At 46.9% G+C, this 15037-nt stretch carries 13 protein-coding genes and 1 tRNA gene; 10 read left to right on the top strand and 4 right to left on the bottom strand.

Annotated features, from left to right (window positions below):
* Nucleotides 1-296 precede the first annotated feature (296 nt).
* Nucleotides 297-2702 carry an ABC transporter permease gene (locus tag AC5FX6_RS03095; RefSeq protein ID WP_493595566.1) on the top strand — a complete coding sequence of 802 codons (2406 nt, stop codon included), beginning with the start codon at nt 297-299 and terminating at the stop codon, nt 2700-2702.
* 141 nt (nt 2703-2843) lie between these two features.
* Nucleotides 2844-2915, top strand: a tRNA-Glu gene (locus AC5FX6_RS03090).
* A 206-nt stretch (nt 2916-3121) separates the two neighbouring features.
* Here the strand turns inward: AC5FX6_RS03090 and AC5FX6_RS03085 are convergent.
* Nucleotides 3122-3991, bottom strand: coding sequence for a helix-turn-helix domain-containing protein (locus AC5FX6_RS03085; RefSeq protein ID WP_493595565.1), 870 nt, complete (start codon nt 3989-3991; stop codon nt 3122-3124).
* Nucleotides 3992-4206: 215 nt separating this feature from the next.
* On the opposite strand from AC5FX6_RS03085, the gene AC5FX6_RS03080 reads away from it, so the two are divergent.
* Nucleotides 4207-4515 carry a hypothetical protein gene (locus tag AC5FX6_RS03080; RefSeq protein ID WP_493595564.1) on the top strand — a complete coding sequence of 103 codons (309 nt, stop codon included), beginning with the start codon at nt 4207-4209 and terminating at the stop codon, nt 4513-4515.
* Nucleotides 4516-4770: 255 nt separating this feature from the next.
* Here AC5FX6_RS03080 and AC5FX6_RS03075 read toward each other — a convergent pair whose 3' ends face one another.
* Nucleotides 4771-5319 carry a cysteine hydrolase family protein gene (locus AC5FX6_RS03075; RefSeq protein ID WP_493595563.1) on the bottom strand — a complete coding sequence of 183 codons (549 nt, stop codon included), beginning with the start codon at nt 5317-5319 and terminating at the stop codon, nt 4771-4773.
* Nucleotides 5320-6071: 752 nt separating this feature from the next.
* On the opposite strand from AC5FX6_RS03075, the gene gntA reads away from it, so the two are divergent.
* The 7 genes from gntA to AC5FX6_RS03040 all read left to right on the top strand — a co-directional run bounded on the left by gntA (nt 6072) and on the right by AC5FX6_RS03040 (nt 11312).
* Nucleotides 6072-6782: a guanitoxin biosynthesis heme-dependent pre-guanitoxin N-hydroxylase GntA gene (gene gntA, locus AC5FX6_RS03070; protein WP_493595562.1), complete on the top strand. Its 711-nt coding sequence runs from the start codon at nt 6072-6074 to the stop codon at nt 6780-6782.
* Nucleotides 6783-6812: 30 nt separating this feature from the next.
* Nucleotides 6813-7397 (top strand): DUF1989 domain-containing protein, encoded by a 585-nt coding sequence (locus AC5FX6_RS03065; RefSeq protein ID WP_493595561.1) that lies wholly within the window; start codon nt 6813-6815, stop codon nt 7395-7397.
* A gap of 253 nt (nt 7398-7650) precedes the next feature.
* The gene (locus tag AC5FX6_RS03060; protein ID WP_493595560.1) at nt 7651-8070 is read left to right on the top strand and encodes an RrF2 family transcriptional regulator; all 420 of its coding nucleotides are present in this window, start codon (nt 7651-7653) and stop codon (nt 8068-8070) included.
* 105 nt (nt 8071-8175) lie between these two features.
* Entirely contained in the window at nt 8176-8466 is a 291-nt protein-coding gene (locus tag AC5FX6_RS03055; protein WP_493595559.1) for a DUF2061 domain-containing protein, read from the top strand.
* Nucleotides 8432-9154 carry a phosphoadenylyl-sulfate reductase gene (locus AC5FX6_RS03050; protein WP_493595558.1) on the top strand — a complete coding sequence of 241 codons (723 nt, stop codon included), beginning with the start codon at nt 8432-8434 and terminating at the stop codon, nt 9152-9154. Before AC5FX6_RS03055 ends, AC5FX6_RS03050 begins: the two co-directional genes overlap by 35 nt.
* A 1-nt stretch (nt 9155) precedes the next feature.
* On the top strand, nt 9156-10061 hold the full coding sequence (gene cysD / locus AC5FX6_RS03045; RefSeq protein ID WP_493595557.1) for a sulfate adenylyltransferase subunit CysD: 906 nt from the start codon (nt 9156-9158) through the stop codon (nt 10059-10061).
* Nucleotides 10062-10064: 3 nt separating this feature from the next.
* The gene (locus tag AC5FX6_RS03040) at nt 10065-11312 is read left to right on the top strand and encodes a sulfate adenylyltransferase subunit 1 (protein WP_493595556.1); all 1248 of its coding nucleotides are present in this window, start codon (nt 10065-10067) and stop codon (nt 11310-11312) included.
* A 65-nt stretch (nt 11313-11377) separates the two neighbouring features.
* Here the strand turns inward: AC5FX6_RS03040 and AC5FX6_RS03035 are convergent, their stop codons facing one another.
* Both AC5FX6_RS03035 and AC5FX6_RS03030 read right to left on the bottom strand, forming a co-directional pair.
* Nucleotides 11378-13363, bottom strand: a complete 1986-nt coding sequence (locus AC5FX6_RS03035; protein ID WP_493595555.1) for a prephenate dehydrogenase — start codon at nt 13361-13363, stop codon at nt 11378-11380.
* Nucleotides 13360-14535: a pyridoxal phosphate-dependent aminotransferase gene (locus AC5FX6_RS03030; RefSeq protein ID WP_493595554.1), complete on the bottom strand. Its 1176-nt coding sequence runs from the start codon at nt 14533-14535 to the stop codon at nt 13360-13362. The genes AC5FX6_RS03035 and AC5FX6_RS03030 overlap by 4 nt, the downstream gene beginning before the upstream one ends.
* Between the last annotated feature and the right edge of the window lie 502 nt (nt 14536-15037).

Below are 15037 nucleotides of genomic sequence, written 5' to 3'. Positions count from 1 at the left end.
GGCTTTTTTTTATGATAAAGGTATGGAAAAATGATGCCAGACAATTCTAAGGTTAATTTACATTATTTTTGGCATATTTAAGCTAACACTCTGTTCATTCGTGGACAGTAGTTGTCCAGACATGGACAAAAAGTGTGCTTAGCTATACCTTCTACTGGCTTCATTTCAGCTTTTGAAGTTATGGCACAGCTATGGCATAAGCAGATTTAACTGTGAAGGGCGAAAGGCCCAAAACAGGCAGATACAATCAAGAACTTAAAAAATCATCTTCTTAACGATATTTTAATTACGCTGCCATGTTCAAGATATACTTTCTGACTGCTTTCCGCTCCTTGCTTCGCAACAAAAGCTATAGCATACTCAACATTGCAGGACTCGCCCTGGGCATCTCCTGCAGCATTCTGCTTTTCCTGGTAATACAGTTTGAGTTAAGCTACGATACCTTTCATACCAAGGCAGGCCGTATTTATCGGGTTACCATGGCGTATCCAAATAGTGAGAAAGCATCTGTGGAGCCTTCTATATACTTCCCGGTAGGTGATGTGCTGCAGCAGAACAACCCAGGTATAGAAGAGCATGCTGAAGTATTTGTAGAGGAAGATCCGCAGTTTACCATCCCTCGCTCCAATGGTGACGATGCCAAGTATTACCTGGAAGATGTTCGGATTGCCTTTGTAGAGCCTGCATTCTTTACCATTTTTGATTTTATACCGGCAAATGAAAACTTACTGAAAGGTTTGGCAGAGCCTAATACTGTGGTACTGACGCGGGAAATCGCATCTAAATACTTTACCGGAGAAGATCCGGTGGGCAAATTTATAAAGCTCAACAACAGACTAATGGCAAAGGTGATTGCTGTTATACCTGACATGCCTCCCAACACAGATTTTCCATTTGGTGCTTTCTTCTCCTATGCATCGCTGGAGAAATACAGCACCTTCGATGTAACCTCCTGGAACTACTCGTTCAGTTACCAGAACCTGTACATTACATTGCCGGAAAACACCAACCCTGCTGAGTTGGAAAAGCAACTGAACGCTACCGTGAAGCCACATATGCCGGAACGAAAAGCCAGAGATACTGAGTTTGTGTTGCAGCCCCTGAGCGACCTCCACTACAATGACTTACTCTTTAACCTAGCCGGCCGCAACGTGACCATGCAATATATTATTGGAATGGCCCTGGTTGGAATCTTCCTACTGCTGACGGCCTGTATTAACTTTATAAACCTGGCTACCGCACAGGCCATCAAAAGGGCAAAAGAGGTAGGTGTACGCAAAGTAATGGGCAGCAACCAATGGCAAATCATGTTGCAGTTCTTCGGCGAAACACTGTGCATTACTATCATTGCCACTTTTTTGTCCGTTATTCTGGCTGAGTTGGCACTGCCTTACCTTAACGATCTGCTTGAATTGAAGCTAACCTTCAACATTTTCCAGAACCCAATGATACTGCTCTTCCTGGTGCTGGAGGTGTTGGTGGTGACTGTCTTCTCAGGTTTATACCCAGCCTTGGTGCTCGCCCGGTTTGAGCCTATTGCAGCGCTTAAGAGCAGGGTGGCGGTGCAGCAGGTGGCTGGCTTTTCGCTGCGTAGTGTGCTGGTGGTGGTGCAGTTCTCGATTTGCCAAGTACTCATTATCTGCACCTTGGTTGTGACTGAGCAGATGCAGTATGTGTTTAACAAACCATTGGGGTTCGACAAAAACGGTATTATTCAAATGGGCTTACCACGTGAGCAAGCCAACAAACTAATGCCTTATCGCCATGAAATGCTTCAAGATCCTGCAGTACTCAATGTCAGTTTTGCCACAGCACCGCCTTCCTCAGACCTGACGATGGGCACCGGCTTTTTCTACGATTATTCAAGTGAAAGAGTGAATGTAAATGCGAACGCTAAATTCGTGGATGAGCATTATTTCGAAACTTTCGACTTAAAACTAATTGCTGGCAGAACGCTTTCCAGAAGCGATACCACCACTGAATTTGTCATTAATGAGACTATGCGCCGCAAGCTTGGTATAGAGAGTCCACAGGATGCAATTGGCAAAAAGATTTCCTTTAACAGTAGAGAATACTATCCTATTGTAGGCGTCATTGAAGACTTCCATCAAAATTCACTTCGTGACGCTGTAGACCCTGCCTTACTCACAAGTGACCACAAACAATATTTTTATGCCACGGCTAAAATAGATTTAAATAACATTGAACAAGCCACCAAGCACCTCGAAAGTGTGTGGAACAAAGCTTACCCGGATGATGTGTTCAATTATACCTTCTTAGACGAAACAATAGCCAATTTTTACAGGGAGGAAACCAGGCAGAAGGTACTCTTCCGTACATTTTCTTTTATTGCCATCCTGATCGGCTGTATTGGGCTATATGGTTTGGTAGCCTTTATGGCGGCACAGCGCACGAAGGAGGTAGGTATACGCAAGGTGATGGGTGCTTCCATTTTTGACATCACACTGCTTTTCTCGAAGAATTTTGTAAAACTTGTTCTGATTGCGTTTATCATAGCTGCCCCCGTAGCTTACTACCTCATGGATGAGTGGCTACAGAGTTTTCTATACCGCATTGACATCGGATATTGGCCTTTTGTGCTGGCAGGCGCTGCCACCTTATTAATTGCTTTAATTACGATGAGCACGCAAGCAGTACGGGCTGCTTTAGCCAACCCGGTTCTTTCTTTGAAAGCTGAGTGATCTTATAAGTTAATCAGGCAAAATTTTCTCTCTAAAAGTGAGGCAATTACGTGTTAAGGCCTATTTTTTTAATAAAAAGCCAAGCGTAGGCTTTGCAAAATAAAAGCTACCCACTATATTTGCATCACAATACGACAGAATGGTCCGTTCGTCTAGGGGTTAGGACTCCAGATTTTCATTCTGGCAACAGGGGTTCGATTCCCCTACGGACTACAAAAGCCGCTTCATTTCTGAAGCGGCTTTTTTTATTGTGGTCATTTACTATTATAATTATAAAGCCACTACCCTACCTCATTTGAGTTGATGGTTTTGTATGACTAAACCGGAACATGCTTTATTTGTACCCATGTCCTCTCTCGGTCATGGCCTGACTAACAGATCTTTCTAACAAAATATATTGCAAGTCCTTCCGGAGTATTCTACGTATTGCTTTTATCATTTTCCTGCAGAAACTCTCCGGCAGTCATCCCGGTCTGTGCTTTGAAAAAACGCATCAGGTGATTGGGTTCTGGAAAGTTAAGTTCATAGGCGATCTCACTGAGCGTTAGTTCGGAGTGGAAAAGGTAATTCTTTATCTCAAGCAGCAGCCTTTGCTTGAGCAGGTGCTTGGCCGTTACATTGAATTGTTCCTTCACAGCTTTATTCAGAGAAATCCGCGTTATACCTAACATTTCCGCATAGTCACTAACACGCTGAACAGTTTTGATATTCATTTCAACCAGACGCTTGAATTGAAAGGCATAATGGTCAGTTTCCTTATCCAGTGTCAACTGGATCCTTTCAGCATACTCCCGGTTCAGCTTTTGTAGAATGTAATAAAGCAGCGAACGTATAATATGCACACTGTCAGGTTTGGGACTTACAAGCTCAGATTTGATTTCAATCAGCAAAGTGCAGAAGCTTTGGATAACTTCTTTCTCGACCTCCATTTTCAACGGATAGTCCAGCTGGTAGAAGTACAACAAACGATAGGCAAACAGCTTATCAGCAAAAAAATCGTTCAGAAAATCCTCCTGAAAAAGGAGAATAGTGAAATCCTGTTCGCCCTCTTCGAAATGCCATTGCCTTTTCTGATAGGGAGAAATAAAGACCACGCTGTTGTCAGTTAAATCAATGTGGTGGTCGCTCAGGAGTAGCTTTCCTTTGGCTTTCTCTATAAAAACGACTTCAAAAAAGTCTGTATTGAACGGCACTCTCTTAAAGTAGTTCCCGTCAGCACTATTAAAGTGCAGTACGTTCAGTAGTACTTCCACGCCACAATCTGTCTTTAAAAATCTAAGAGTTTCCATAAGTCCACTTATTCAAACTATAGCAGATGCTATCCGTGAAAATGCTGAAATACCTGCACCTGTATCCCCTATTCTTCAGGAAATAATCTCCTGCAATTTACAAAAAACGAAGTGCTATACTTCTATATGATTCCCGCTTATTAGAGTAGTCAATCTATGGATGCAACATGGATATTTATTAGTTATAAACGGATTAGTTTTATCAAAAAGCACTGTTGCAGACCGAGAGCTTCGCGCACAGCATGATGCGTATGATGCAAGGCCTGTCCTTTGTCATACCTTCACCGGAAGAGCTAGCCAGATACCCCTACACGGCTCAGGAAAGGTACATGATGGAAAGCTGGCGACAGAAAATCTTCTACGGAACAGGCGAAACAGTTGTAAAGGGACTTAATGAGGTGCAGAAAAGATCGGGAGCAGATGGACTGATGCTGGTAAATACTGGCCACGCACCTACAGGTATACTTCGCTCGGCTGAGTTGATCGCTGATGCATATCAAATGCCTCATTTGGATGCTTTATGATCTCCTGTTTTCTAGATACCCTTACTTTTATATCAACTAGTAGAAATTATCTACCACCTAACCGTTTCTTTAAATAAAAGTCCACGCATCTTGCCCACAAGGTCCCTGCGGGATGATAAAGGGGGTAATAGTTCAATGAAAGCCATCAAATACTATTTAGTATTAGTGCGAAACTCTATGTTACATTAACCAAAAACAAGAGCCTCCTACCCTTCAATTGGGAGGAGGCTCTTCTGTATTTAATTACACTATTATTTATGCCGCCAGGAACTCGTCTGCGTTTTGAACAGTAGCGTAGAAAAATGAAAGAGCGCCTAAAAATGCATGGTGTACGTCTGCAGCTTTCACTACTTCCCCGTTAATTTCCAGATCGCGTGAAGCACAGGCATCACCGATTACTGTACAGTCGAATCCAAAGTCTTTAGCCGCTCTTGTGGTTGCATCCACACACATATGCGTCATCATACCGGTAAGCACAACTTCCGTCACACCATTGGCTTTCAGGTATTCCAATAGGTCGGTCTCTCTGAAGCTATTTGGATAATACTTTTTAACAAGCTTTTCTCCTTCAAGTGGTTTTACATTTTCGTGGGTTTCTACGCCCGTTGTACCCGGCTGAAAGAAAGGAAGAGTACTGTCCGCAGCAAAATGCTGAATATGAGCGATCGGCAGATTATTGGCCCTGAAGTGCTCTATCACCCGACGTGCTTTTAAACTCGCCTCTACCGGACCTTCCAGTTCCCAGGCACCGTTTTCAAAGTAATCGTTCTGTATGTCTATGACAATTAATGCTTTCTTACTCATAATGTTTCTGTGTTATTAAGCTAAATGATACTGCAAAATTACCACGTCACTCGTGCAGACCTTCTACCATAATATGACAGATAGATACCATTTTGATAAGTATGAAAATAATTCGCTCCGAACACAGAGAAGCTAACAGACCGAAGATCATTTTCTGTAAAAACAAGGGGATGCCCGACATAGAAGACTCGTTGCAAAGAAAGACTGGTACCTACTCAAAGTTTTGCACTAATCCGAAGCGTCTTTCACTCCATAATATATCATTTCTGAAGTACTCCTCTAGCCTCACCACAAACAAAGCACGGAACAACATTGTTGAAACAAGCATAACAGCAACAGTTTTAGCGACATCATTGGACATCATTCGTTTCAATTAACAGTAGTAATAGTGATTCGCTCATGGAGGGCACGATTGGGTAAACATCTTGATAAGTGCATCAGGGTAAAGCAGACGGCTACAACCCTTGTTAAACAGAAGCAACGGGTCATCAAATTTAAACAGGTAAAATGGCACCCTTTTGAAGCCAAAAGAGTATACCCGCCTATCATTTGATGAAGTATATTACTCAGGTGGGGCAGTGTAAACCGGATTAATAAACACCTGATCAGGAAACACCTGATCAGGTTTGTAATCACGCTACAGCGCCATGTAATGGCCGTTACTATACCTTCAACAACTTATGCTGACTTGACTTGCAGGCTATATTTCTTTAAAAGGAACAGCCTCGTTTTTTCAATTTTATAGAAACATTATGAGTACCAAAACATACTTCACTCCAGAAGAACTGGAATCAATCAATAGCACATCACTTCAAGATATATACAACAATATTTCAGATAAAATTGGCGATACAGAATACCCTTGTGTGGGTGCCAAAGCTGCCCTGAATTCTAAACAGATCCGCCTGGGTGTGTATGATCATATGGCAACTGAGGAAACTACCCGGCAGTTAGGGCAAGACCTGAAGCAGTATATTGCGGAGACGCTGGCCACTGAAAGCGAGTATATGACCATGGTTGCCTTCTTTAAAGAGGAAAGCCCTACATCTGAACTTGAATTTGAGAATAAACTCTGGGCTCAGCTGCAACTGCTGCACAACAGTGACAACAGTACAGCCCCTTGGGATCCTGATGTTAGCAGTAATCCCACAGATACCAATTTTAGCTTTAGCTACAACGGAACTGCCTTTTTTGTAGTAGGCCTTCATCCCAACTCCAGCAGAAAAGCCAGGCAACTAGGCTACACGGCGATGGCTTTTAACCTGCACCGCCAGTTTGAGCAGTTACGCGAAAAAGGGGTGTATGAAAATATGAAGAAGGTGATCCGTGATCGCGAAATGACCTATGACGGCAGCATCAACCCCATGCTGAAAGATTTCGACGAAGGGCTGGAAGCCCCCCAGTACAGTGGCCGCCAGGTGGATGATAGCTGGAAGTGTCCTTTCCTGGCAGGAAAACTATAGTCACGCGTTAAAATTAAATAATCAATTGCAATGATAGAAACGATAGCCAAACAGACAGGTGCTGCCTTCAAACTGAACAAAGGAGATAAGTTAAAAGTGATAGACCCTCAGGGCGAGCAGGTCAGTGATATGGTCCTCTTCAATGCGGAGGACAAACGCGAAAAGCTATCTTCGGGGAAAACACTTGACTTTGAAGAAACGATTCTGATCACAAAAGGCCATCACCTCTGGAGCAACCGAAGCCGTCAGATGATGGAAATACTGGAAGACACAAATGGTCGCAACGATTTCCTGTTGGCTCCCTGCAGTCCGGAAACCTTTCAGATCATGTATCAAAACCCTGAGCACCACCCTAGTTGCTTTGAGAACCTCTATACCAATTTGGCAGCGTTTGGCCTGGAGCCCGATGATGTACCGACAGCGTTTAACATCTTCATGAATGTGCAGTTCGCTGCAGACGGTAAACTAACGGTGGCCCCGCCCACCAGCAAAGCAGGAGACTACGTATTACTGGAAGCCAAAATGGATCTGATTGTGGGCCTCACAGCCTGTTCAGCAGAGCAGTCCAATAATTACAGCTTCAAACCGATACAATACGAGATAATCCTCGCATAAAACCAAACTACTTAAGCCATTACAGAGCAATCAATCTGCTACCCCATACTTCAAAAGCCGCCTCAACTATACCTGGGGCGGCATTTTTTATTCTTGCCATATAGCAGGTATAGCACCATGAGCAGTCAGCTCTACACGGGCCGGTATACTTTATAGCGGCTTTAGGCAAGACCTTGTTGAAATACTTCTTAGTTTTGTAAATGTCCGGGCTATACCTGAACTTCCACCCTAGCAAATACTAATACCACGATACATGTTATCGAAGAAAACAAAGTATGCCTTTCATGCCCTTACTTACCTGGCCGAAAATCAGGACAAGGGTGCTGTACTTATCCAGGAGATCGCCTCGAGCAAGAACATCTCGCACAAATTCCTCGAGAACATCCTGCTTGAACTAAAGAAGGCAGGTATACTGGGTAGTAAGAAAGGTAAAGGGGGTGGTTATTACCTGATCAAGAAGCCTGAAGAAATCACACTCGCAAAGATCATCCGCCTGCTCAACGGCCCGATTGCCTGGCTCCCCTGCGTAAGCCTGAACTATTACGAAAAGTGCTCCGACTGCCCGGACGAAGCCACTTGCAACATGCACATCATCATGTGCCAGGTCAGAGATCAGACTTTGGCCGTAGTCGAAAATAAGACCCTCTCCGACCTCACTTCATCAAGAAACTGATTCAGAAGCGCTTAAACATTCAATATTCGAGATTTTAGATTTTTTTTCTGTATTACCCTACTTACTTTGTAGGTTTTATGTACTTTTAGCGCTCAATGTTGCGCTATGCTACTAGACCGATACTTCAAAAAAGCCTTAGACAAAAAGAAAGGCGCCCCGAAAGACAGTAAGTTTAAGAGTATCGCCAAGGCCGTCTCCTGGCGAGCCTTAGGCACTTTTGATACAATCATTATTTCATACCTGATCACGGGGGAGCTCAAGATGGCTTTTTCGATCGGGACAATAGAAGTGTTCAGCAAAATACTGCTCTACTATGTCCATGAGCGAATCTGGGAACGATTTACAGTTAAAAAAGACGCCAATGAATTTGAAAGATCAAATACCATCCCTGCTTGACGAACTGGCAGGCCTTTCGTTTTCGGAAGCACTGGCCTGGGTTGCGGGCAGGTTCCCCGGCAAGGTTGCCTTCTCAACGGCACTTGGCCAGGAAGACCAGGTGATCACACACGCCATCTTCTCCAATAAACTGCCGATCAGAATATTCTCGCTCGACACGGGCCGCCTTTTTCAGGATACCTATACCTTATGGGCAGAAACGGAATACAAGTATAGAGGTAAGATAGAACCCTACTTTCCTGAAGCAGGTGACGTGGAAGCCCTGATCGCCCAAAACGGCGTGAATGGTTTTTACGACTCCGTTGACAATCGCAAAGCCTGTTGCCATGTGCGCAAGGTAAAGCCACTCACAAGGGCATTGCAGGGAGCGGATATTTGGATAACCGGGCTGCGCTCCGGCCAGAGTGCTAACCGCAGCAGCTTCAGTTTACTGGAATGGGATGAGGCTTTTCAGGTTATCAAATTCAACCCGATCATCAACTGGTCTTTTGACGAGATGATCACTTACCTGCAGAAGCACGAAATTCCTTATAACAAACTGCATGACCTGGGCTTTGTCAGCATAGGCTGCGCCCCCTGCACACGAGCGATTCTACCCGGCGAAGAACCGCGTGCCGGAAGGTGGTGGTGGGAACAGACCCAGAAGGAATGCGGTCTGCATGCAAATTATTTAAACAAACAAGATTAACATGGCTATTCACAACGCTGCATTCCCCAGAGAACTGGAGGACGAGGCGATCTATATCATGCGGGAGGTCGCCGCACAATTTGAAAAACCGGTACTCCTCTTTTCAGGCGGGAAAGACTCCATCACTCTGGTAAGACTTGCTCAGAAAGCCTTTTATCCAAGCAAAATCCCCTTTCCTCTGCTGCACGTCGACACCGGGCACAATTTTGAAGAAACCATCCGATTCAGAGATGAACTGGTAGCAGAACTTGGTCTGGAACTGATCGTGCGCTACGTGCAGGACAGCATCGACCAGCAGAAAGTTGTGGAAGAAACGGGCAAGTATGCCAGCCGAAACGTGCTGCAAACTGTCACACTGCTGGATGCCATCGAGGAGTTTGGCTTCGATGCCTGTATAGGCGGTGCCCGGCGCGACGAAGAAAAAGCCCGCGCCAAGGAACGTATCTTCTCAGTTAGAAACGACTTCGGTCAGTGGGACGCGAAAAAACAGCGTCCTGAACTTTTCGACATGCTGAACGGAAGGATTCACCTGGGTGAAAATGTCCGCGTGTTCCCGATCAGCAACTGGACGGAGCTGGATGTGTGGAATTACATCAAGGAAGAGCAATTGGCTATACCTTCCATCTACTACTCACACGAGCGGGAGACCTTTGAGCGAGACGGCCAGATCCTACCTTACTCCCCTTTCATGAACATGTCGGAAGACGAGTCGGTGAGCACCCGCCTGGTTCGCTTCAGAACCGTGGGTGATATGACCTGTACGGCTGCTGTAGAGTCAACCGCAGTGGCGATTGACGATATCATCCAGGAGATACTGAGTGCCACGGTATCGGAAAGAGGTGCCCGCATTGATGATAAGCGCTCAGAAGCGGCAATGGAAAAAAGAAAGCAAACAGGATATTTTTAAGGTATGGACGTTCTAAAAATTGCAACCGCAGGAAGTGTGGATGACGGGAAAAGTACCCTGATTGGCCGGCTTCTGTTTGAAACTAATTCGATCACGACCGACAAACTGGAGGCCATCATGGCCAGCAGCAAAAAGAAAGGGCTGGATTACGTGGACCTTTCGCTGTTGACAGATGGTCTGATCGCAGAGCGGGAACAGGGCATCACGATTGACGTGGCGCATATCTACTGCTCTACGCCTACCCGCAAGTATATCATCGCTGATACTCCCGGTCACTTTGAGTACACCCGCAACATGGTAACAGGCGCTTCCAACGCCAATGTCTCCATGATTCTGGTCGACGTCCGTAATGGCGTGGTGGAGCAGACATTCCGCCACTTTTACATTTCTTGTCTGCTGCGCATACCGAATGTGGTGGTGTGCGTGAACAAGATGGACCTGGTTGATTATGACCAGACAAAGTTTGAGGAAATAAAAGCTGCTTTCATGGTCTTTGCTGAGAAGGTACGCTTTAATGGCCAGGAGATCACCTTTATACCTGTCTCATCGCTCTATGGTGAGAACCTGGTGCGTCAGTCAGCGCACATGCCCTGGTATCAAGGGGCGTCGCTGCTTAGTTTGCTGGAAGCTATACCTTTGGAAAAGCACCTGTCAGAAGAATCAAGCCGCTTCCCGGTGCAGTATGTGGTGCGACCCAAGTCAGAAGAGTTTCATGACTACAGAGCCTATGCCGGAAAGGTAGCCAGTGGTCTGCTGCGTAAAGGGGAACGTGTAGTTGTGCTGCCAAGCGGACAGGAAACCACTATTACCAAAATCGAGAAGTTTGGTCGTGAGATAGAAGCTGCGCAGGCAAAGGAGTCCATCAGTCTGCTGCTGCAGGATGACGTGGACATCAGCCGGGGCGATATGATTGTACCTATTAGCCAGCTGCCGCAGCAAAGCAGACAGTTGGAGGCCACCGTCTGCTGGATGGATAAAAAGCCGCTGCGTGTAGGCGGCACCTACCTGCTCCAGCATGGAGTGAATACATCCAAAGCCAAAGTCAGCGCTCTCTCCAACCTGATCGATGTGGTGACGCTCAGTACTGATAGTACTGTAAGTGAACTGAAGCTAAACGAAATTGCGGATGCGCAGCTGAAAACAGCCAAAGAGGTATTCTACGATTCCTTCTCAGAAAACAGAGCAAACGGTGCCTTCATTCTCATCGACGAGCAGACAAACTCAACGGTGGGTGTTGGCTTGATCAGGTAAATTGTGACTTTAAATTAAAAAGGGATTGAGGCGGTATACAGCTGCCTCAATCCCTTTTTTATATCCTACTGCCCGTGCGCATTCATGATGGCGCTCTGGTGGTTGATCGATTCCTGGTGCACGGCTTTGAGATACTTTTGAATAAAGTCCCGGCTCAGACCTAGCTTCTCCCCCCTTTCCAAGGATCTCTCCAACACGTCGTTCCAGCGGGACGCCTGCAGAATGGTCAGCTTGTTTTCCTTTTTGTACCGACCGATATTCTCCACCACCTGCATGCGTTGCGACAACAGCGTGAACAGCTCACTGTCGAACTGATCTACCTGACTACGCAGCTCCTGCAAGGTGTCATCCACCTCCACTTTACCGCCATAGCCGTTCCGCAGCACCAACCCGTCGATGATCTCCGCCAGCCGCTCCGGTGTCACCTGCTGCTTGGCGTCGCTCCAGGCCTTGTCCGGGTCAATGTGACTTTCAAGCATCAGTCCGGTATAGTTCAGGTCCATGGCCTGCTGCGAAATTTCTGCCAGCAGCTCCCGATTGCCGCAGATATGGCTTGGGTCGCAGATCATGGGCAGGTCTGGCATCCTTCTTTTCAGTTCGATGGGCAATTGCCACTGCGGCGCATTGCGGAACTTAGTCTCACCATACTTGGCAAAGCCCCGGTGGATGGCTCCCAGCTTAGTGATACCTGCCCCGCTCAAACGTTCCAGCGCCCCGATCCACAGCTCCAGGTCGGCATTGATCGGGTTCTTTACCAAAACAGGCACATCTATACCTTGCAGCGCATCTGCGATTTCCTGCACCGAGAAGGGGTTAACCGTGGTGCGTGCCCCGATCCAGAGAATATCCACGCCATACTTCAGCGCCTCCTCCACATGCTGCTTATTGGCCACCTCTACGGCTATTTTCATACCTGTCGCCTCCTTTGCTTTACGCAGCCACTCCAGCCCGACTGTGCCGATGCCTTCAAAGTTATTAGGCCGTGTGCGGGGTTTCCAGATGCCGGCTCGCAGCACATCCACCTTGCCTGTTGCAGCCAACTGTTGGCAGGTCTCCATCACCTGCTCCTCTGTTTCGGCGCTGCAGGGGCCGCTGATCACCAGGGGCCGTTGCAGATCTGGTAGCCAGGTGCTGATCGGAGCAATTGCCAATTTGTCTTTTCCGTTGAGCGCTGGGGCAAAGGGTTTCTGTCGGTTCTTAAGTTCGATGCCATCCAGTATGCGGCTGATCTGGTTGGCATTGGAGATCATGTCGTAGGTTTCGGAGCTCAGTCCTTCGTCGATCGTCTCTTTGAAAAGCAGCAGCTGATCGATATAGGCATCCAGTGCCGCCGATACATGGCCTGCATTCTGACTGAAGATGGGTGCCCACATATCCGGTGAGCTTTTGGCCAAACGAACTGTGGAGGCAAATCCACTGCCGGCCATGTTAAAAATGCTCTTCTCGTCTTTCTCGATCTTGAGCACCGTCAGGCCAAGGGCAAAGGACGAGATGTGGGACAAGTGCGAAACAAAGGCGATGTGGCGGTCATGCTCGCGGGCCTCCATGTGCACCGTTTCCATTTTCAGAATACCAAACACTTCCTCGGCTTTCTGGACAACCGCCCTACCTGACGATGATGCATTGCAAATGATGTTCACTTTGTGGTCGAAGAGTTTGTGGTGTGCCGCTCCCGGACCAGTGTTTTCTGTACCCGCAATCGGGTGGCAGGCGACAAATTGCTCCCTGCGCGGATGGTTCGTGACGGCCTGGCAGATCTGCTCTTTCGTGGACCCAACATCCAGCACAACGGTGCCATCCTTTGCCTGGTCTAAAAGTGCCAGCACGATACCCGGGGACACATCCACCGGCGTGGCTACTATGATCAGATCACAGCTTTTGGCCAGCTCCTCCAGATTGCCCTCCTGCTGTATGATGCCTGCACTTTTCGCTAGCCGGATGTGCTCCGGGTTGTTGTCTGCGCCGATTATTTTGGTGGCAAATCCACGTTGGCGGAGGTCCATGGCCATGGAGCCCCCAATCAGTCCGATACCTACTACGCCTACGATCATGTTGTTTTGATTTTAGTATTTTTAAATGCTTTAATTCTTTCCAATGCTTTTTGTAATGGCCCGGTGTCAGCGCACAGCGACACCCGGATGTAAGCTTGCCCGTTTGTTCCGAAAATGAAACCGGGCGTGACAAAGACCCCGGCTTCGTGGAGAAGTTCATCTACCAGCTGCTCTACATTGACACCTTCCGGTGCACGTCCCCACACAAACAGCCCTACCTGTTCGGTGCTATACCTGCAATGCAACGTATCCATGATTTGCCAAACCAGCTTCCGGCGCTCCGCATAGTGTGTATTTAACTCATCAAACCACGCCTTTGGTTGCTTTAGAGCCTCTATGGCGGCCTGCTGTATACCCAGGAACATACCGGAGTCGACATTGCTTTTCGCAAGCAGCACATTCGAGATATGCTGAGGATGACCGGCCAGCATACCGACCCGCCAACCAGCCATGTTATGCGATTTGCTCAGCGAGTTCAGCTCCAGCACATGTGCTGTAACACCCCTCACCGACAGGATGCTCTCAGGCTTGTCGGTGAGGATAAAGCTGTAGGGGTTGTCGTGGCAGAGCAGGATGTCGTGGCGTTCCGCAAAGTCCACCAGTTGCGCCAGCGCTACTTTGCTCGCTTTTGCCCCGGTAGGCATGTGTGGGTAGTTCACCCACATGAGCTTGACCTTGCTGAGATCCTGTTGCTGCATTTCCTCCAGATCTGGCAGCCAACCGGACTCTTCCCGCAGGTTGTAGTGTCGCACCAACCCACCAGCCACTTTGGTCGCAGCGGCATAAGCCGGATAGCCCGGATCAGGTACCAACACTTCATCTCCGGGGTTCAGGTAGGCGTTGGAAATGTAGGTAATGCCTTCTTTCGAACCTATTAGCGGCAACACCTCAGTTTCGGGGTTCAGGTCAACATCATAGTAAGTCGCATACCAATTGCTAAAGGCCTGCCGGAGAGCCGGTGTGCCTTTGTAACCCTGGTAGCCATGTGCTTTGCCGTCTCTGGCGGCATCGCACAGCGCCTCCACTGCTTGGCGGGGTGGCGCCATGTCAGGGCTGCCTATACCTAGGTTGATAATGTTTTTACCGGCTGCGTTGAGTTGTGCGACCTCCCGTAGTTTGTGCGAGAAGTAGTATTCCTGCACATCGCCGTATCTGTCTGCTATGTTTACCATCTGCTATTTTTAGATGCTTTTAAAATGCTTTAAATAAAAAAAGAGTCCGCCGGATGGGGACTCTTTGTAAGTGCAAAACAACAGCTTGCTTTTTACCATAGAATTCCCGCCTGCTTCATGCGATAGAAGTAGTAATAGTAATAAGTAAAATAGCTGTTTTGGTTCGCTGTCATGTTCTTACATAAAAAAAGCCTCCGATCGGGAGGCTTCTGATTTATAGCTGTTTATCAACCTATAGCATGGCCACCCTTATTTACATAAAGTAAAATAGTAATAGCTATAATAGGCGATATGATTGTGTGCTGTTTTCATTTGTGCTGGCTAATATCTGATATATTCCTTACAATCAAAAAATTATGGCTCTTTTTTTTCAAAAGTATAACCAAGTGCTGTGCTAGTTATAAGCTAATACCAGATAATAACAGGCTGACTGCCTTCACCTGGTGAGGACACCAAATCCATCTCAGTTGTGAAGCACTCGGTTTTTAGTTAAATTGATACC

This window comes from Pontibacter sp. LHS2 (assembly GCF_058932845.1).
Note: the sequence above shows the minus strand (reverse complement) of the source record. Positions and strands in the feature narration are given on the sequence as shown.